At 67.3% G+C, this 17,490-nt stretch carries 14 protein-coding genes; 3 read left to right on the top strand and 11 right to left on the bottom strand.

The genetic code is table 11. The features are described 5' to 3' along the window. Nucleotides 1–54 precede the first annotated feature (54 nt). From AADJ02_RS09860 to AADJ02_RS09840, 5 genes are all read right to left on the bottom strand, one after another. Nucleotides 55–1,983: a beta-galactosidase gene (locus AADJ02_RS09860; protein ID WP_341212829.1), complete on the bottom strand. Its 1,929-nt coding sequence runs from the start codon at nt 1,981–1,983 to the stop codon at nt 55–57. 20 nt (nt 1,984–2,003) lie between these two features. Beyond that, nucleotides 2,004–4,088 (bottom strand): alpha-galactosidase, encoded by a 2,085-nt coding sequence (locus AADJ02_RS09855; protein ID WP_341212828.1) that lies wholly within the window; start codon nt 4,086–4,088, stop codon nt 2,004–2,006. Next, on the bottom strand, nt 4,085–4,933 hold the full coding sequence (locus AADJ02_RS09850) for a carbohydrate ABC transporter permease (protein WP_341212827.1): 849 nt from the start codon (nt 4,931–4,933) through the stop codon (nt 4,085–4,087). Before AADJ02_RS09850 ends, AADJ02_RS09855 begins: the two co-directional genes overlap by 4 nt. A gap of 1 nt (nt 4,934) precedes the next feature. Next, nucleotides 4,935–5,885, bottom strand: a complete 951-nt coding sequence (locus AADJ02_RS09845) for a sugar ABC transporter permease (protein WP_341212826.1) — start codon at nt 5,883–5,885, stop codon at nt 4,935–4,937. A 78-nt stretch (nt 5,886–5,963) separates the two neighbouring features. Further along, on the bottom strand, nt 5,964–7,229 hold the full coding sequence (locus AADJ02_RS09840; protein ID WP_341212825.1) for an ABC transporter substrate-binding protein: 1,266 nt from the start codon (nt 7,227–7,229) through the stop codon (nt 5,964–5,966). Between the two features lie 142 nt (nt 7,230–7,371). Between AADJ02_RS09840 and AADJ02_RS09835 the strand changes: the two genes are divergently transcribed. Together AADJ02_RS09835 and ugpC are read left to right on the top strand one after the other, a co-directional pair. Next, nucleotides 7,372–8,199, top strand: a complete 828-nt coding sequence (locus tag AADJ02_RS09835) for an IclR family transcriptional regulator (protein WP_341212824.1) — start codon at nt 7,372–7,374, stop codon at nt 8,197–8,199. Further along, the gene (gene ugpC, locus AADJ02_RS09830; RefSeq protein WP_341212823.1) at nt 8,192–9,253 is read left to right on the top strand and encodes a sn-glycerol-3-phosphate ABC transporter ATP-binding protein UgpC; all 1,062 of its coding nucleotides are present in this window, start codon (nt 8,192–8,194) and stop codon (nt 9,251–9,253) included. The genes AADJ02_RS09835 and ugpC overlap by 8 nt, the downstream gene beginning before the upstream one ends. A 25-nt stretch (nt 9,254–9,278) precedes the next feature. On the opposite strand, the gene AADJ02_RS09825 is transcribed toward ugpC, so the two are convergent. The 5 genes from AADJ02_RS09825 to AADJ02_RS09805 form a co-directional block, all read right to left on the bottom strand. After that, nucleotides 9,279–10,679: an L-serine ammonia-lyase gene (locus AADJ02_RS09825; RefSeq protein ID WP_341212822.1), complete on the bottom strand. Its 1,401-nt coding sequence runs from the start codon at nt 10,677–10,679 to the stop codon at nt 9,279–9,281. A gap of 112 nt (nt 10,680–10,791) precedes the next feature. Continuing rightward, nucleotides 10,792–11,343 carry a sarcosine oxidase subunit gamma family protein gene (locus tag AADJ02_RS09820; RefSeq protein WP_341212821.1) on the bottom strand — a complete coding sequence of 184 codons (552 nt, stop codon included), beginning with the start codon at nt 11,341–11,343 and terminating at the stop codon, nt 10,792–10,794. A 14-nt stretch (nt 11,344–11,357) separates the two neighbouring features. Next, entirely contained in the window at nt 11,358–14,351 is a 2,994-nt protein-coding gene (locus tag AADJ02_RS09815) for a sarcosine oxidase subunit alpha (protein WP_341212820.1), read from the bottom strand. Further along, complete coding sequence (locus AADJ02_RS09810; RefSeq protein WP_341212819.1) at nt 14,348–14,647, bottom strand: sarcosine oxidase subunit delta; 300 nt, start codon at nt 14,645–14,647, stop codon at nt 14,348–14,350. The genes AADJ02_RS09815 and AADJ02_RS09810 overlap by 4 nt, the downstream gene beginning before the upstream one ends. Nucleotides 14,648–14,656: 9 nt before the next feature. After that, complete coding sequence (locus AADJ02_RS09805; RefSeq protein WP_341212818.1) at nt 14,657–15,910, bottom strand: sarcosine oxidase subunit beta family protein; 1,254 nt, start codon at nt 15,908–15,910, stop codon at nt 14,657–14,659. A 232-nt stretch (nt 15,911–16,142) separates the two neighbouring features. Between AADJ02_RS09805 and AADJ02_RS09800 the strand changes: the two genes are divergently transcribed. Then, the gene (locus AADJ02_RS09800) at nt 16,143–16,631 is read left to right on the top strand and encodes an acyl-CoA thioesterase (protein WP_341212817.1); all 489 of its coding nucleotides are present in this window, start codon (nt 16,143–16,145) and stop codon (nt 16,629–16,631) included. Between the two features lie 10 nt (nt 16,632–16,641). Here the strand turns inward: AADJ02_RS09800 and AADJ02_RS09795 are convergent, their stop codons facing one another. Further along, nucleotides 16,642–17,472 (bottom strand): bifunctional allantoicase/(S)-ureidoglycine aminohydrolase, encoded by an 831-nt coding sequence (locus tag AADJ02_RS09795; protein WP_341212816.1) that lies wholly within the window; start codon nt 17,470–17,472, stop codon nt 16,642–16,644. Nucleotides 17,473–17,490: the final 18 nt, after the last annotated feature.

Raw genomic sequence — 17,490 nt, 5'->3', positions numbered from 1 at the left:
CACGATATTCCTTCATGATATCAGCACTTCTTCGGACCGCCCCGCCCGACGCCCTCACAGCGTCTGTCGGGTCACGGAAAGCGGGGGCAGCTCCAACCCCTCGACCTGTGTGGACTCGGTCGAATGGTTGAACCAGAACCGCTCCGCCCCGGTGTCGCGGCGGCGGACGCCTTCGGGCAGAACCAGCGTGTCGAGGCCGGCACGCTCGCACAGCGACGCGATGATCCGCCGCGCGACCTGCGCGTCGGGCCAACCGCCCATGTAGGTAATCCGCCCCTCGCGCATCACCGCCGGAGTGCCGGAGGCGGTCCGCTCGACCACTTTGGCCGTGCCTTCGAGCGCCTCGCGGTAGAGGGTGAAGGCCCCGCACTGATCGAGGGGTTCGGGGCAGTCGGGGCGCAGGCTTTCGACGTGGCTCACCGTGACATCGAGGCCAGGGATCGCCGGGGGCAGCGGCACCGGGATCGACATGTCAGCGTTGCGCGCCGCCGATCGCGGCCCGATCAGCACCTCGGCCCCGGCCCCGGTGAGTGCCTGTTTCAGCGCCTCGCTCATGTGCATAAGGCCCGGCGCCACAATCAGCCGGTATCCGGTGAAATCCCGTGTCGTGGCCGGCAGGATGTCGATCGACAGGCCCAGAGCCCGCATCGCCTTGTAAAGATCGAGCACGAGGCCGAAGTAGCTCAGACCCGCGCCATGCGGCTGCACCGTCCACGCGAAATCGGCGTCGTAGTCGAAGACGATCGCCACCTCCGACGGCGCATGGGCGACCAACGGAGCCTGCGCAATCTCGCGCGCGACCTGTGCGGCCTCCTCAAGCCCCGGTGCGGGCTGGCTATCGGGGCGCAGAAGCCCCGAGTGCAGCTGCTCCTGCGCAAAAGGAGCCTGCCGCCAGCGGAAATAGCTCACGCATTCCGCGCCATGGGCAAAGGCCTCCCAGCTCCACAGCCTGACCATGCCGGGCAGCGGTGCGGGGTTGTGCGGGGCCCAGTTCACCGGCCCCGGCTGCTGCTCCATCACCCACATCCGGCCCCGGCCCACGGCGCGGTAAAGGTCGTGGTGCAGCGCCTGAAAATCTGGATCGCCCTGACGCGCATAGGCGCGCTGCGTCTCGACACTGGCCCCGGCGCGGTCTTCGAGAAAGCCAAGAGGATAGCTGTCCCACGAGGCGAAATCGAGATCCGCACCAACGGCGAAATGGTCGAAATCGGTGATCCGGCCCATGTAGTTGTGGGTGATCGGCGCATCCGAGCGCGCGCGGATGATCTCGACCTGTCGGCGGTTGAAGGCCACGACCTGATCCGAGGAGAACCGGCGAAAGGCCAGCGCATGCGCCGGGTTCGGTTCGGTCACGGTGAGGTTGGGCAGGTCGATCTCGTCGAAATCGCGGTAGTCCATCGACCAGAAGACATTGCCCCATGCGGCGTTGAGCGCGTCGATGTCGCCATCGTTGCCCGCGCCGGGATAGCGGCGACGCAGCCAGCCGCGAAAGGCCACGCGCGCGGCCTCCGAATAGGAGATCGTGGTGTCGTGGCAGCCATATTCATTGTCGGTCTGCCACGCCGCGACGTGTTCGTTGCGCCCGTATCTTTCGGCCAGAAGCGTCACGATCCGGTCGCTCTCGGCGGCGAAGCCCTCGTGGGAAAAGCAATAGTGGCGGCGCGAGCCGAACTTGCGCGGACGGCCCATCGCGTCCACGGCCAGCATGTCGGGATGCTTGTCCAGAACCCAGCGGGGCGGCGTGGCCGTCGGCGTGCCGAGCACCACCTTCAGCCCCGCCTCGCCCAGCGTCCAAATTGCCTCGTCGAGCCAGTCGAAGCGCAGCTCGCCGGGGGCAGGCTCCAGCCGCCCCCATGCGAACTCGCCGATCCGCACCCATGTCAGACCTGTCTCGGCCATGCGGCGCGCGTCCTCGGCCCAGACCGAGCGAGGCCAGTGTTCGGGATAGTAGCAACAGCCCAGAGTGCGGGTGAGATCTGTCATGTCGGTCTGCCTGTCAGGAGTCAAAGGCGCGTGCCCTCGATCACCCAGATGGTGTCGGGAAAGGCGGCGGGAAGCTGGAGGCCGTGGCTCATCAGATGCGCGCCGGGAAGCTCGATCGGCCCGGCCTTCAGCGCGATGTCGCCGCGCGACAGCGGGCCGAGGTCCTGCGGGTTGGCCAGCTCCAGCCGGTAGAGCGCCTCGGGGTCGAGCCCGGTGAGCCGCAAGGGCCGCGGCAGGATCTGCGACGCGGTGGCCGCGCGGCCCGCGAAGACGACGAAGCGGTCGCTCGCCTCGGAAATCTGCGCCTCGGCGATGACGCTCGCGTCGGCGCTATCGAGCCGGTGGATCTCGGCGCGCATGGTCCAGTCGCGGTTGGCCTTCCACCACGCGGTGACACGTGTGAGCACCTGCGCCTCGTCTTCGCTGAGCTCGCGCGGGTCCATCTCGAAGCCCATGTGCCGCTGCGCCGCGACCCAGGCGCGCATCGGCATCGACAGCACCCGCCCCGAGGTGTGGCAGTGGCGCGGGCCGACGTGGCTGCCTGTGATCGCCGCCGGCAGAAACAGCGCCGCGTCGTGCTGGATGCGCAGCCGCTCGATGGCGTCGTTGCTGTCCGAGAGCCAGACCCGCTGCGTGCGCGCCAGTATGCCTGCGTCGATCCGCCCTCCGCCCGAGGCGCAGCTTTCGATCTCGACCTCCGGGAACGCCGCGCGCAGCCGGTCCAGAAGCTCGTAGATGCCGCGGGTCTGGGCCGCGTCGGGATAGGGCAGGAGCCGGTTGTGATCCCATTTGATGTAGTCGATCTCGTGATCGTCGAGCACAGCGCCGATGTGATCGAAGAGGTAGTCGCGCACCTCCGGGTTGGCCAAGTCGAGCACCCGCTGCTGGCGCCCCTCGATCTGGTCATGCGGCCCCAGCGCCCAGTCGGGATGGGCGCGGAAGGTGTCGCTGTCGGCGTTGATCATCTCGGGCTCGAACCAGATGCCGAAGCTCATCCCCAGATCGTGGATGTGCTCGATCAGCGGGGTCAGCCCATCGGGATATTTGCGCTCATCGATCCACCAATCGCCCAAGCTCGACGTGTCGTCGTCGCGTGTGCCGAACCAGCCGTCGTCGAGCACGAAGCGTTCAGCCCCAAGGGCCGCCGCGCGGGTCGCGATCTCCTTGAGTTCGGCGACGTCGTGGTCGAAGTAGATCGCCTCCCAGCAGTTGTAATGCACCGGACGCGGGCGGTCGGGATCGGGCCATGTCACCACGCGGTCGCGGATGTGGCGCTGAAACGCGGTGGCGCAGCCGTTGAGGCCGTTGCGCGAAAAGGTGATGAGCAGGGGCGCGGTGGCGGCATGGGTCACGGGGCCAAGCTCGGTGCCGCTCGCGTGGCCGAACTGCACCTGCCGCCGCCCGTCGGGCAGCTCTTCGGCCACCATCCGGTGGCCGCCCGACCAACCGTAGTGAAAGCCGTAGGCCTCGCCCGCCGTGTTGGTGGTGCCGCGTCCGGGCACGATGAGGCCCGGAAAATGCTCGTGCCCCGAACGGCCCGTGCGCGCCTCGCGCATCCGGATACCGGCGGACCACGGCGTGCGCTGAAGCTGGAACTCACCGATCCAGCGGCCCGAGACGTCGATCATCTCGTCCGCAAGCTGCGGCGCGGGCAGCACCGGGGCGGCGAGCCAATCGACGATCACGCCTGCATCGCTGTCGATCTCGGCCGAGAGCGTCAGGACATGGGTGGCGGGATCGATGGCAAACCGCGCGACATAGCGCAGCCCGGCGTCGGCGTCTTCGCAGGTGACGGTCAGCGCATCGCGCCCCTCATCGACATTCGAGAGCCGCAGCCGGGGACGCAGCACCTTCCCCTCCGCATTGCGCAAGGCGAGGCCCGGCTGGCCCGGAAAGCCGCGATCCGCCTCGGGGCAGATCGACAGGGCCGGGTTCGCGTCGAGCATGCCGCCGGTGACGTCGCATGCATCCGCTTGTGCGATGGCGTCGAGATCGCATCCCCTCGGCAGCGGCGCGCCCCAATAGACGACGACCGGCAGCCGAGCATCGGTGGAAGCCAGGACGAGGGTCTGAACGAAGCTGTCCAGTCGCCAGCATTGTATCATTTCACGGCTCCGAGGGTCAGTCCGGCAATGAAGTGCCGCTGCATCAGGAAGAACATCGCGACGGGCGGCAGGGCGGCGACGATGCTTCCCGCGCTCATCAGGTGGTATGCAGCGCGGTACTGCGCGTTGAACGAGGTGATGCCTGCGGTGACCGGCTGGCTCTCGGCACCTTGGGTCAGCACGACGGCCCAGAAATAGTCGTTCCAGATGAAGGTGAAGATGAGTACGGCGAGCGCCGCCAATGCGGGCTTCATCAAGGGCAGCACCACGAACCAGAAGATCCGCCATTCGGCCACGCCTTCGACCCGTGCCGCCTCGATCAGCTCAAAGGGCAGCGCACGGATGAAGTTGCGCATGAAGAGCGTGCAGAAACCGGTCTGGAACGCGATGTGAAACAGCACCAGCCCGGTCTTGGTATTATAGAGACCGAGGTCGAGGGTGAGGTCGCGCACCGGTACCATCAGGATCTGGAACGGCACGAAGTTGCCCGCGACGAAGAGAAAGAAGATCCAGAGGTTCGACCTGAACTTGTAGATACCGAGCGCGAAGCCGGTCATGCACGACAGCGCCACCGCGCCGATCACCGTGGGCACGGTGATCAGCACAGAGTTCCACAGGTAGCGCGGCATGTCGCTCTCGAGGAACACCTTGGAGTAGTTGGTGATGCCTTCGAAGGAGGAGGGCCAACCCCAGTAGTTGGCGTTGGCAAAGTCGGCGTCTGGCCGGATCGAGAACACCGCGACGGCGATCAGTGGCAGGAGCCACAGGATGAGAGCGGCGGGGATCAGCGCCTGATAGGCGAACTGGGCGGGGCGCGAGGCGCGCTCGATGGGTGCGGGAAACATGTCAGCGGCCCCTTTCGTCGCGGTACATGGACCACAGGAAGTAGGTGATGAAGACCAGCATGATGAGGAACAGCACGACCGCGATCGCGGCACCGTAACCCATGCGGAAGCCATATTCCGACAGCGCCACCTCGAACATGTAGAAGCTGAGAACCCGGCTTTGGCCAAAGGGTCCGCCTGCCGTCATGATCGAGATGAGGTCGAACGAGCGCAGTGCTCCGATGATCGTCACCACGAAGGCGATGAAGGTGGCCGGGCGCAGCTGCGGCAGGATGATGTGCCATAGCATCCGAAACCCCTTGGCGTTGTCGAGACGGCCCGCCTCGATCTGCTCGGGGTCCACGGCGTTGAGGCCAGTGAGATAGAGGATCATGCAATAGGCGGTCTGCGGCCACAGGCCTGCGGCGATGATGCCGTAGGTCACGTAACGCTCATCGCCCAGCACGTTGACCGGCCCCAAGCCGACCCAGCCCAACATCACGTTCAAGAGGCCGAAGGACGGGTCGTAGAACCAGCTGAAGACAAGTCCGACCACGACCTGTGAGATCACGAAGGGAAAGAAGAACAGGGATTTGTAGATGCGGATGCCGGTGACGGTCTGGTTCAGGAACAACGCGATCGCGAGGCCCGCCGGGATCGCCAGCAGATACAGCACCAGCCAGATCAGGTTGTTGCGCAAAGAGGTGTAGAAGGCGTCGTCCCAATACATCTCCTCGTAATTGGCAAGGCCCACGTATTCGGCCTCTCCGAGGCCGTCCCAGTGGTAGAGCGAGACATTGAAGCTCTGAAACACCGGAAACAGGACGTAGATCGCAAAGAACACGATGCCCGGCGCGAGAAACAGCCATGGCGTGATGGCGATCTGGTTGCGACGCCACCACGAGCGCGGGGCCGCGCCCGAGGCGGGTCCGGGGGCCGCTCGGGGCGCGGTGGAGGGGGGAAGCGGGGCCATGCATGAACCTCTCGGGGGGAGACCGGGGAACGCCGGAGGTGGGCGGGCCACCCCCGGCGATCGTTTCAGGCGCGAGGATCAGTAGATCCGGCCACGCGCGCGCTCGAGGCGATCGAGGATGCGGTCGAGCTCATCGGGCTTGACCATGAACTCCTGGAAGCCTTCCATCGCGACCTTGGCCATCTCGGCCGGCGCGTCGCGGTCGAAGAATTGCGCCACGCCGCCGGGGCTGTTGGACGACAGCGTCTCGAAGCCCTCTTTCAGGAACTTGTCGTCATCCACCGAGGAGCCGCTGTTGACGGGCAGCTGCCCCAGCGCATCGCCCGCGTTGATCGTGGTCTGGTTGTCGGCGGAGACCACGAACTTCAAGAAGGCCTTGGCGGCATCCTTGTTCTGCGCGCCCGACGGGATGTGGAAGGTGTCGGTCGGTGCGTCCTCGGCCAGTTCGACGTCCGGGTTGATCGCCGGGAACTGATAGTAGTCGATCTGCTCGTCGGTGAGACCCGCCTCCCGCAGCGGTGCGACGGCGAAGTTGCCCATGAGGTAAGCCCCGGCTTCGCCGTTGACCATGAAGGGCAGCGCCTCCTGCCAGCTGTAGGCGGTGTGGTTGTCGATGAACGCGCCCATGTCGATCAGTTCGCGCCAGTTGGCAAAAGTCTGGCGGACGCGCTTGTCGGTCCACTCGACCTCGCCCGCCGTCAGCGCCATGTGGAAGTCATAGCCGTTGGTGCGCATGTTGAGGTAGTCGAACCAGCCGGCGGCGGTCCACAGGAACTTGGTGCCGATGGTGAAGCACTTGATGTCGTTGTCGAGAAGCGTCTGGCAGTTCGACTTGAAGCTTTCCCAGTCGGTCGGCTCGCTGAGGCCGTATTCCTCGTAGAGATCCTTCCGATAATATACGCCCCACTGGTAGTAGGTGTAGGGCACGCCCCACTGCTTGCCGTTGAGGGTCATCGCCCCCTTGGTCGAGGCCAATTGCTCGCTCAGCTCCCCCTCCCAGAGGTCCGACACGTCCTCGAACAGGCCCGCATCCACATAGGGGGCCATGCGGTTGCCCGCGTACCAGTTCGCCACGTCCGGCGGATTGGCCGACAGGAAGTTGCGGATCTGCGTCTTGTAGGCTTCGCGGTCGATCACCGTCAGCTCGATGTTCAGATCCGGGTGCATCTCGCCGAATCGTTCGATCATCCCTTCCATCACCGCGCGGGGCGCGGGGTTGGACATGTCCGAAAAGATCTTGAGATCGCCCGAGAGCGCCATCTCGTGGCTTTCGGCAAAGGCACCGCTGGCCAGCGTGGTCGACATGGCCAGCGCGGCAAGCGCGGCCCGGTGGTAAATCTTCATGGTTTCCTCCCCATTTCGCCGCATCACCGGTCTCATTATTTGAGACTAGGTTTTGCATATTGAAATCATACGCCGGTCTGCCCTATGCTTGTCAACAGTCGAGGCGCGCATTTGCCGTCCGCGACGTTACGAAGGAGGCGGCATGACAGCGCAGCGAAGCGACCAGCAGGCAGGCGACGGGACCATCGGCAAGGCGGTGACGGTGCTCGACCTCGTGGCGGGCTTCGAACGCCCGGTGCGCTTCAACGAGCTGCGCGAGCGCTCGGACTACCCCAAGGCGACGCTCTACCGGCTGCTGCAGACACTGACGAATCAGGGGCTGCTGGCGCTCGACCCCGAGCGTCAGACCTATGCGCCGGGGCTGCGGCTGATGCGGCTGGCCCATGCCGCGTGGGAGCAATCGTCGCTGGCCCCGGTGGCGCGGCCGCATCTGGCCCGTCTCGCGGCCAAGGCCTGCGAGACGGTGCATCTGGCGCAGCTCGACGCGGGACAGGTGCTCTATGTCGACAAGCGCGTGCCCTCGCGCCCGGTCGAGATGTTCAGCCAGGCCGGCAAGGTCGGCCCCGCGCATTGCACCGGCGTCGGCAAGGCGATGCTGGCGTTTCTGGAGGCGGAGGCGCTCGACCGGGCGGTCGCGCAGCAAAGCTTCTACCGCTTCACGCCGCACACGCTCACCGATGCAGATGCCCTGCGCGCCGAGCTGGCCGAGATCCGCGCGCGTGGCTACGCCTTTGACCGCGAGGAGCACGAGCCGGGCATCATTTGCGTGGCGATGCCGATCCTGTCGGCGCGCGGCCGGGTCATCGGCGCGCTGTCGGTGACCTCGGTCACACTACGCAAGACACTGGACGATCTGGAAAAAATGGTGCCGCTGCTGCGCGAGACGGCGGCGTGCATCTCGAAGGACACGGAGGCGTGGCGCTTTCCCGACCAGGGACGGGCCCGCGACAAGGGAGAGAGCAATGTCTGACGTCACCCTGCGCAAGTTGGTGAAGCGCTACGGCGAGGTCGAGGTGATCCACGGGGTCGACCTCGACATCGCCGATGGCGAATTCGTGGTCTTCGTCGGCCCCTCGGGCTGCGGCAAATCCACGCTTCTGCGGATGATCGCGGGTCTGGAGGAGACCAGCTCGGGCGAGATCCGCATCGGAGAGGCCGATGTGACACGCGCCGATCCCGCCGACAGGGGCGTGGCGATGGTGTTCCAGACCTATGCGCTCTACCCGCACATGACGGTCGAGGAGAACATGGGCTTCGGGCTGAAGATGACCGGCCACGCCAAGCCAGAGGTCAAGGAAAAGGTCCGCGAAGCGAGCCGCATCCTCAAGCTCGACGATTACCTCAAACGCAAGCCCAAGGCGCTCTCTGGCGGCCAGCGCCAGCGCGTCGCCATCGGTCGCGCCATCGTGCGCGGCCCGGAGGTGTTTCTCTTCGACGAGCCTCTGTCGAACCTCGACGCAGAGCTTCGGGTCGACATGCGGGTAGAGATCGCGCGGCTGCACAAGGAGATCGGCGCGACGATGATCTACGTCACCCATGATCAGGTCGAAGCGATGACGCTCGCCGACAAGATCGTGGTGCTGCGGGGCGGCAACATCGAACAGGTCGGCGCGCCGATGGATCTCTACCGCGACCCCGACAACCGCTTCGTCGCGGGCTTCATCGGCTCACCGGCGATGAACTTCGTCGGCGGCTCGGTGGCCGAGGGCGGTGCGCTGGCGCCGGGCCTCGGGGCGCAGACCCTGTCGGTGGCAGCTGCCCTGCCCGCGCCTGGCACGGAGGTGATCGTCGGCGTGCGGCCCCAGCACCTCAGCCTAGCCGAGGGCGACAGCCATCTCGTCGATCTGGTCGAACGGTTGGGTGGCGTCTCCTATGCCTACCTCGTCGCGGCGACCGGCGACCGGCTGGTGGTGGAGCTGCGCGAGGACGACCCCGCACCGCGCCCGAACGACCGGGTGGGGCTACGCGTCGACGCGAGCCGCGTGATGCTGTTCGATGCCGCCACTGAGCGGCGTCTGCGCTAGGAGCGCGCGCGACCTGCCCGGGGGATCAACACTCGGGCAGATTCACCGCGATGCCGCCTGTCGAGGTCTCCTTGTACTTCGTGTTCATGTCGCGGCCCGTCTCCAGCATCACCTTGATGCAGTTGTCGAGCGGCATGAAGTGCGTGCCGTCGCCGCGCAGCGCCAAGGCCGCCGCCGAAACCGCCTTGATCGCGCCCAACGCGTTGCGCTCGATGCAGGGTACCTGAACGAGGCCCCCCGCCGGGTCGCAGGTCATGCCAAGGTGATGCTCCAGCGCGATCTCCGCGGCATTTTCGATCTGCGCGTTGGTGCCGCCCATCGCGGCGCACAGACCCGCCGCCGCCATCGCCGCCGCCGAGCCGACCTCGCCCTGACAGCCCACTTCCGCGCCTGAGATCGAAGCGTTGGTCTTGATGATGCCGCCGATGGCCGCCGCCGTAAGCAGGAAGTCGCGGCGGCGCGCGTCGGTCACCCCGTCGCAATGATCGAGCCAGTAGCGCAGCACCGCCGGCACCGTGCCTGCGGCCCCGTTGGTGGGGGCCGTGACGACGCGGCCCCCGGCGGCGTTCTCCTCGTTCACCGCCATGGCATAGACGCTCATCCATTCGTTCGCGACATGCGGGGCGGGACGGTTGTTTTGACGCTCGGACAAAAGCGCCTCGTGGATCGCACGGGCGCGGCGTTTCACCTTGAGCCCGCCGGGCAGGATGCCGTCCTGCCCGAGTCCGCGATCGATGCAGGCGTTCATTGTCTCCGACAGCGCGTCGAGATCGGCGTCGAGCGCGGTGGTGCCGCGCGCCGCCTCGTTGGCGCGCTTCATCGCGGCGATGCTGAGGTTTGAATCCGCGCCCATCTGCAGCATCTCGCGGGCGGTGCGAAACGGATAGGGCACATGCGAGGGCTCGGCTCGCTCGTCGGGGGCGTCGCGCGCCGCCAGAAGCTCGGCCTCGGTCTGCACGAAACCGCCACCGACCGAGTAATATGTGGTGGTCAGAAACGGATTGCCGGCGCGGTCGAAGGCGCGAAAGATCATGCCATTGGCGTGCAGCGGCAGCGCCGGGCCAAAGTCGAACATCAGATCGGCGCCCGGATCGAAGGCCAGCGGCGGCAGCCCGTCATGGATCAGCGTCCGGCTGTCGCGCAGCGCCTCGATCATTGCCTCGGCGGCTTCGGGGTCGAGCGTCTCGGGTCGCTGGCCCAGCAGTCCGAGGATCACCGCGCGGTCGGTCGCGTGGCCCTTGCCCGTGAAGGCAAGGCTGCCGTGCAGCGACACCCGGACCGAAGCCACCTCGCCTGCGCCGGGGATGCGCTCGGCCCCGCCGCATAGATCGTCAAGAAACCGCGCGGCGGCAACCATCGGCCCCATCGTATGTGACGACGACGGGCCGATGCCGCGTTTGAAGATCTCGAACACCGAGACGAACATTCAGAACCCTCCCGATCCGGGCATGTGGCGCGAGGCGCGAGGCGCGGACCCCGGTTTGATGCCCTCGCCGATCCGGTTGGGACCGGCCCGCCGAACAGCCACGATGGGCCGATCAGAGCCCGGCGGCAAGTTCCCTTTGGCCGATGTCCAAGAGCGCGCGAACATGGAGTGCGAAGCTGCGCCAGACGTCGAGGCGGAAGGCCTGCGCGCCGTCGCGCCACAGTACCACCTGCGCGCTGTCGAACACCGTGCGCACCCCCTGCCCCTCCTCCAGACGGTCGAGATCGCGCGGGCATGCGATGGAGAGCAGTGCCTGCGCCTGCGGTCCGGTGATGGCGTAGCTGATCTCCCGGTCCGAGATATCGACCAGCGCATGCGGCGCCGCGCCGTAGACCCCGGCCGCCGCGGCGAGGATCTCGCCCCGCGCCTCCTGTGGCGCGCAGATCAGCCATTCGTCCGGGCCGAGGCAGAGCGCCGTGCGCGACGCCTCGCGCGCCGTGCGCCCCACCCGATCCGGCAGGTCGAGCCCCAGCGCCCGGCCCAGCACCGGCGCATGCGCCGCCCGCACCCGCAGCGACAGCCGCAGGGCGGGGGCCATCTCCTCGATCCGCACCCCGTCGCCCGAAGCGGAGGTCGCGGGAAAATCATGCATCTGTCGGGTCATGCTCTCGCCTTTCGTCACAGCTTCAGCCGCTCGCCCTCGGGGTCGTAGAAGGCGGTCTGCGTAACCTTCGCCCGCACCACGCCCTCGGGCATCGGCACATGCACCACCTCGCCCATGCGCTCGGTCCCGCCCTCGATCAAAGCCATGGCGATGGAGCGACCTAGAGTGGCGCTGTGGTACGACGAGGTGACGTGGCCCACCATCTTCATCGGCTTGGGCTGATCGGGGTCGAGCACGATCTGCGCGCCCTCTTCGAGCTTTACCGCGCCGTCCTCGGTCAGAAGGCCGACGAGCTGCTTGCGCCCTGGCGCCACGAGGTCGGGCCGCGCCAGACCGCGCTTGCCGACGAAATCGGGCTTCTTCTTCCCGATCGCCCAGCCCAGCCCTGCATCCTCGGGCGTCACCGTGCCGTCGGTGTCCTGGCCGATGATGATGAAGCCCTTCTCGGCGCGCAGCACATGCATGGTCTCGGTGCCGTAGGGCGTGATGCCATGCGGCTTACCGGCCGCCATCAGCGCCTCCCACAGCGCCAGCCCGTGCCGCGCCGGCACGTTGATCTCGAAGCCCAACTCGCCGGTGAAGCTCAGCCGGAACAGCCGGGCGGGGAAGCCCGCGACGCGGCATTCGGCCACCGACATGTGCGGCATCGCCTCGGCAGAGATGTCGCAGCCCTCGACCAGCCCTTCGAGCACCTCGCGCGCCTTCGGCCCGTTCAGCGCCACGGTCGCCCATTGCTCGGTGGTCGAGGTGAGCCAGACGTCGAGATCGGGCCACTCGGTCTGGAGGTAATCCTCCATCATGTTGAGCACCCGCGGCGCGCCGCCCGTCGTCGTGGTGACGTGGAACAGGTCCGGCCCGAGCCGCCCGATCACCCCGTCGTCGCGGATGTAGCCGTCCTCGCCCAGCAGCACGCCGTAGCGGCAGCGCCCCGGCGCGAGCTTGGTCCAGGGGTTGGTGTAGATGCGGTTCATGAACTCGACCGCATCGGGCCCGGCCACCTCGATCTTGCCCAGCGTCGAGGCGTCGAAGATGCCGACCGAGGCCCGCGTGGCGAGGCATTCGCGCGCCACCGCCTGATCCATGTCCTCTCCCCTCTTCGGGAAGTACCACGCCCGCCGCCACAGCGAGACCGGCTCGAACACCGCGCCGTTCGCTTCGGCCCAAGGATCGATTGGGGTGCGCCGCGTCACCTCGAACTGCGCGCCCCGGTGGTATCCGGCAAAGGCCCCGAAGGTCGTCGGCGTATAGGGCGGGCGGAAGGTGGTAAGCCCGACCTGCGGCGGCGCCTTGCCCACCGCGTCGGCGGCGATCATCAACCCGTTCATGTTCGACATCTTGCCCTGATCGGTCGCCATGCCGTTGGTGGTGTAGCGTTTGACATGCTCGATCGAGCGCATGCCCTCGCGCACCGCGAGCCGGATGTCCTTGGCGGTCACGTCGTTCTGGAAATCGATGAAGGCGCGCACGCGGGACGACTTGCGACTCGTCGGCAGCTCCTTGTGGCTCTCGCCGGTGCCGGGGCGGTCATGCGCTACCGAAACGGCGCTCGCCTCCGTCTCCTTGCCAAGCGCCCGCGCCGCCTGCGCTCCCACCATTGCGCCATCGGCCAACGCCGCCTCGAAGCCCCAGAGCCCGCGCCCCGCGCCCGCGATGTGGCAGTCCTCGGTCATCCGGTCCGGCAGGAAGGTCTCGCTCCGCTCGTCCCACTTCAGGCTGCCCTTGGTGTGCGAGAAGAGATGCAGCGAGGGCGTCCAGCCGCCCGACATCAGCAGGCAATCGCAGAAGATCATGCGCGGATCGCCGATGCGGCCGTCCCGCACCGGGTTCACCGTGACCGAAGAGATCCGCAGCCGCCCGCGGGTCTCGGTGACGGTATGGCCCGCCAGAACCTCGATCCCGCGCACCCGCGCCTCGCGCGCCAGATCCTCGCGCGGGGTGGGCCGGGTATCGACGATGGCGCCGATGGTGGTGCCCGAGGCGGCGAGGTCGAAGGCCGCGAAATAAGCGCTGTCATGCGAGGTGACAACGACGGCGCGGTCGCCCACCCGCACGCCCCAGCGGTGCAGGTAGCTCTGCGCCGATCCCGCAAGCATCACGCCGGGCCGGTCGTTGCCGTGAAAGACGAGCGGTTTTTCCAATGCGCCCTGCGCCAGCACCACCCGGCCCGCCCGCACCCGCCACAGCCGCTCGCGCGGGGCATCCGCGGGGATCTCGTCAAGATGGTCGGTGAGCTTCTCGCACAGCCCCACCATGTTCTGATGGTAGTAGCCGATCGCCGTGGTTCTGCTCATCAGCCGCACGCCCAGGGCGGTGAGTTCGACCAGCACCGCGTCGAGCCAGTCCCATGCGGGCTGCCCGTCGATCTCGACGCCCGGATCCGACAGAAGCGCCCCGCCCAATTCCGAATTCTCATCGACCAGCGTCACCCGCAGGCCCGCCCGCGCCGCCTCCAGCGCCGCCATCAGCCCCGAGGGCCCCGCGCCCACCACCAGAAGGTCGGTGTGCAGGTAGCGCGAGGCGTAGATGTCGGGATCGACCTCGGTGGGCGGTTTGCCCAAGCCCGCGGCGCGGCGGATGACCGGCTCGTAGAGCTTGTCCCAGAAGCTGCGCGGCCACATGAAGGTCTTGTAATAGAACCCCGCCGAGAACACCGGGTGCAGCACGTCGTTCACCGCACCAAGGTCGAAGGACAGCGATCCAAGCCGGTTCTGGCTCTCGCACACCAGCCCCTCGCGCAACTCCTGCACCGTGGCGCGGGTGTTGGGCTCGAAACGGCCCGCTCCACGCGAGGTACCGATGAGCGCATTGGGCTCGGCGCTGTCCGCCGTCACCGGGCCGCGCGGACGATGGTATTTGAACGAGCGGCCCATCAGGTGGACGCCACGCGCCAAGAGCGCCGAGGCCACGGTGTCCCCGCGCAGACCGTCGTACTGCTTGCCGTCGAAGCTGAAGCGGACCGGGGCGGCGTGGTTCACCCGGCCCTTACCTTGCAAGCGGTAGTGGCTCATGCGGAGGTCTCCAGCGTCGAGAGGTCGGGGCGCGGCTCGCCCGCCTTGTAGGTAAGAAGGAACCGGTCGCTCACCGTGTCCCGCACCGCGTTGAAGAAGCGCGCGCAGCCATGCACGTGGCGCCAACGCTCGAAATGCGGCCCCTTGGGGTTGGAGCGGATGAACAGGAAGTCGCGCCATTCCTCGTCGGACATGGTCGAGGGATCCTCGGGCCGCGCGATATGCGCCTCGCCCGCATAGGCGAACTCCAGCTCGGGCAGGGTTTCGTCGCAATACGGACAATGGATCAGCAGCATTCTCTCACCTCAATGCGCGACGGCGGCGGCCGCCGCCTCGTCGATCAGCCGCCCCGTGCGGAACCGTTCCAGCCTGAAGGGGGCGTTAAGCGGATGCGGCTCGCCGGTGGCCACCGTATGCGCCAGCACATGCGCCGCCCCCGGCGTCGCCTTGAACCCGCCCGTGCCCCAGCCGCAGTTGACGAAGAGGTTCGGCACCGGCGTCTTGCCGATGATCGCCGAACGGTCGGGCGTCACGTCCACCGTGCCGCCCCATTTGCGCAGCATCCGCATCCGGGTGAAGATCGGGAAGATCTCGCAGATTGCCGCCACTGTGTGCTCGATCAGCGGCAGCCCGCCGCGTTGGCTATACGAGGTGTACTGGTCCGTGCCCGAGCCGATCACCAGCTCGCCCTTGTCGGACTGGCTGATATAGGCGTGCACCGTGTTCGACATCACCACGCAGGGAAACACTGGCTTGACCGGCTCGGAGACCAGCGCCTGCAGCGGGAAGCTTTCGAGCGGCATGCGCACATCCGCGCTCTGCATCACCACGCTCGTGTGCCCCGCCGCCGAGACGGCGACCTTCTTGGCGCCGATGAAGCCCTTGGCGGTATCCACCCCCGTCACCGTCCCGTCGGGGCCACGCCGGATCGCGATCACCGGGCAGTTCTGGATGATGTCGATGCCCCGCGCCGCCGCCGCCCGCGCATAGCCCCAGGCCACCGCGTCGTGCCGCGCCGTGCCCGCCCGCATCTGCAAGGCCGCGCCCATCACCGGGTAACGAGCATCGGGCGAGATATTGAGCGGCGGGCAGAAGTCCTTGGCCTCCTGCGGCGAAAGCCAGCGGTTGTCGACGCCGTTGAGCCGGTTGGAATGCACGTGCCGCTGAAAGCTCTGAACGTCGTGGACGTTGTGCGCCAGCATCATCACGCCGCGCCGCGAGAACATGACGTTGTAGTTCAGATCCTGTGACAGCCCGTCCCAGAGATCGAGCGCGTGGTCATAGAGCTTCGCGCTCTCGTCGTAGAGGTAGTTCGAGCGGATGATGGTGGTATTGCGCCCGGTGTTGCCACCCCCGAGCCAGCCCTTGTCGATCACCGCCACATTGGTGATGCCGTGCTCCTTGGCCAGATAATAGGCCGCCCCTAGCCCGTGCCCGCCCGCGCCGACGATGATGACGTCGTACTCCTTTTTGGGCTGCGCGTCGGGCCATTGCTCGCGCCAGCCGGTGTGACCGGTGAGCGCGTTCTTGACGACGGCGAAGGCAGAAAAACGGGTCATGGGTCGGTCCTTGGGCGGGAGCAATGCCCTGCATTGGCACGATTCCCGCGCGCGGGACGGGACGGATGCGACGCATCGCCGCCGTGATTGCGACATGGCCGCCGCGCGGTCGCGGGAACATGGGTGCCAGAGGCGAAAGTCACGCCGCCGCCGATTGGCGCGGCGCGGCAGCTGGGCTAGGCTGAACCGCCCCGGATCGGGGCCGTGGCAGACGGTGAGGAGAGATCGGACGATGGATCGCAGCGGCTTGGAGATGACGGTGCTGATGACGCCGGACATGGCGAATTTCAGCGGCAAGGTGCACGGCGGGGCGCTGCTGGCGCTGCTCGACCGCGTCGCGTTCTCCTGCGCCTCGCGCTACTCGGGCGAATATGCGGTGACGCTTTCGGTCGATCAGGTCACCTTCAAGGAGCCGATCCATGTAGGCGAACTGGTAACCTTCCGGTCGCATGTGAACCACACGGGCCGCACCTCGATGGAAATCGGCATCCGGGTCGAGGCCGAGAACATCCGGCGCGGCACCCGGCGGCACACGAACTCGTGCTACTTTACCATGGTCGCGGTCGACGAACGGGGCCGCCCGGTCCCGGTGCCGCCCTTGGAGCCGGACGATGAGGTGCAGCGCAAGCGCTGGCGCGCCGCCGAGCTGCGCCGCGAGATCCGGCGCGAGATCTCGGCCCGTCAGGAGGCCGCCTCCGCCGAAGCCTCCCAATCGGGCTGAACCGCGCGCCTCAGCGCGGCGCCGGAAAGGCGGCGTGGCGGTTCACGTCCTTGTAGAGCAGATAACGAAACGGCCCCGGCCCGCCCGCATAGCAGGCCTGCGGGCAGAAGGCGCGCAACCACATGAAGTCGCCCGCCTCGACCTCGACCCAATCGCGGTTGAGCTTGTAGACCGCCTTGCCCTCGAGCACGTAAAGCCCGTGCTCCATCACATGCGTCTCCTCGAAGGGGATCAGCCCGCCGGGTTGGAAGGTGACGATGGTGACATGCATGTCATGCCGCAGATCCGCGGGATCGACGAAGCGCGTCGTAGCCCACCGGCCTTCGGTCCCCGGCATTTCGGTGGGCGTCACGGCCGTGTCCGAGGTCACGATCGGTTCGGGACGCTCCAGCCCCTGGACCGGCTCATAGAGCTTGCGGATCCAGTGAAACCGCGCCGGTGCTTCGCCCGAGGCGCGCAGCGACCAATGCATGTCGGCGGGCAGGTAGGCATAGCCTCCCGCCCCCATCTCATGGCGCACGCCGCCGATCTCGAGCGCCAGAGCGCCCTCGGTCACGAAGATCACCCCCTCGACCCCCGCCGCCGTCTCGCCGCGCTCCGATCCGCCGCCGGGCTGCACCTCCATCACGTATTGCGAGAAGGTCTCGGCAAAGCCCGAGAGCGGCCGCGCGATGACCCAAAGGCGCGTGCCCTCCCAAAACGGCAGGAAGCTGGTGGTGATGTCGCGCATCGTGCCTTTGGGAAGCACCGCATAGGCCTCGGTGAAGACAGCGCGTCCGGTCATCAGCTCGGTCTGGGCAGGGTGGCCGCCTTGCGGCGCGAAATAGCTGGGCGTGGTCATCGCGGTCTCCATCGGGTC

Origin of the sequence: uncultured Limimaricola sp. (assembly GCF_964022235.1) — a bacterium.
Lineage (GTDB): Bacteria > Pseudomonadota > Alphaproteobacteria > Rhodobacterales > Rhodobacteraceae > Limimaricola.
The sequence above is the reverse complement of the archived record's forward strand: the minus strand, read 5'-3'. Positions and strand labels throughout refer to the sequence as shown.

Coding starts and splice junctions, on each gene's coding strand:
- AADJ02_RS09860 (WP_341212829.1), bottom strand. CDS start 1,983: ATGACAGATCTCACCCGCACTCTGGGCTGTTGCTACTATCCCGAACAC.
- AADJ02_RS09855 (WP_341212828.1), bottom strand. CDS start 4,088: ATGATACAATGCTGGCGACTGGACAGCTTCGTTCAGACCCTCGTCCTG.
- AADJ02_RS09850 (WP_341212827.1), bottom strand. CDS start 4,933: ATGTTTCCCGCACCCATCGAGCGCGCCTCGCGCCCCGCCCAGTTCGCC.
- AADJ02_RS09845 (WP_341212826.1), bottom strand. CDS start 5,885: ATGGCCCCGCTTCCCCCCTCCACCGCGCCCCGAGCGGCCCCCGGACCC.
- AADJ02_RS09840 (WP_341212825.1), bottom strand. CDS start 7,229: ATGAAGATTTACCACCGGGCCGCGCTTGCCGCGCTGGCCATGTCGACC.
- AADJ02_RS09835 (WP_341212824.1), top strand. CDS start 7,372: ATGACAGCGCAGCGAAGCGACCAGCAGGCAGGCGACGGGACCATCGGC.
- ugpC (WP_341212823.1), top strand. CDS start 8,192: ATGTCTGACGTCACCCTGCGCAAGTTGGTGAAGCGCTACGGCGAGGTC.
- AADJ02_RS09825 (WP_341212822.1), bottom strand. CDS start 10,679: ATGTTCGTCTCGGTGTTCGAGATCTTCAAACGCGGCATCGGCCCGTCG.
- AADJ02_RS09820 (WP_341212821.1), bottom strand. CDS start 11,343: ATGACCCGACAGATGCATGATTTTCCCGCGACCTCCGCTTCGGGCGAC.
- AADJ02_RS09815 (WP_341212820.1), bottom strand. CDS start 14,351: ATGAGCCACTACCGCTTGCAAGGTAAGGGCCGGGTGAACCACGCCGCC.
- AADJ02_RS09810 (WP_341212819.1), bottom strand. CDS start 14,647: ATGCTGCTGATCCATTGTCCGTATTGCGACGAAACCCTGCCCGAGCTG.
- AADJ02_RS09805 (WP_341212818.1), bottom strand. CDS start 15,910: ATGACCCGTTTTTCTGCCTTCGCCGTCGTCAAGAACGCGCTCACCGGT.
- AADJ02_RS09800 (WP_341212817.1), top strand. CDS start 16,143: ATGGATCGCAGCGGCTTGGAGATGACGGTGCTGATGACGCCGGACATG.
- AADJ02_RS09795 (WP_341212816.1), bottom strand. CDS start 17,472: ATGACCACGCCCAGCTATTTCGCGCCGCAAGGCGGCCACCCTGCCCAG.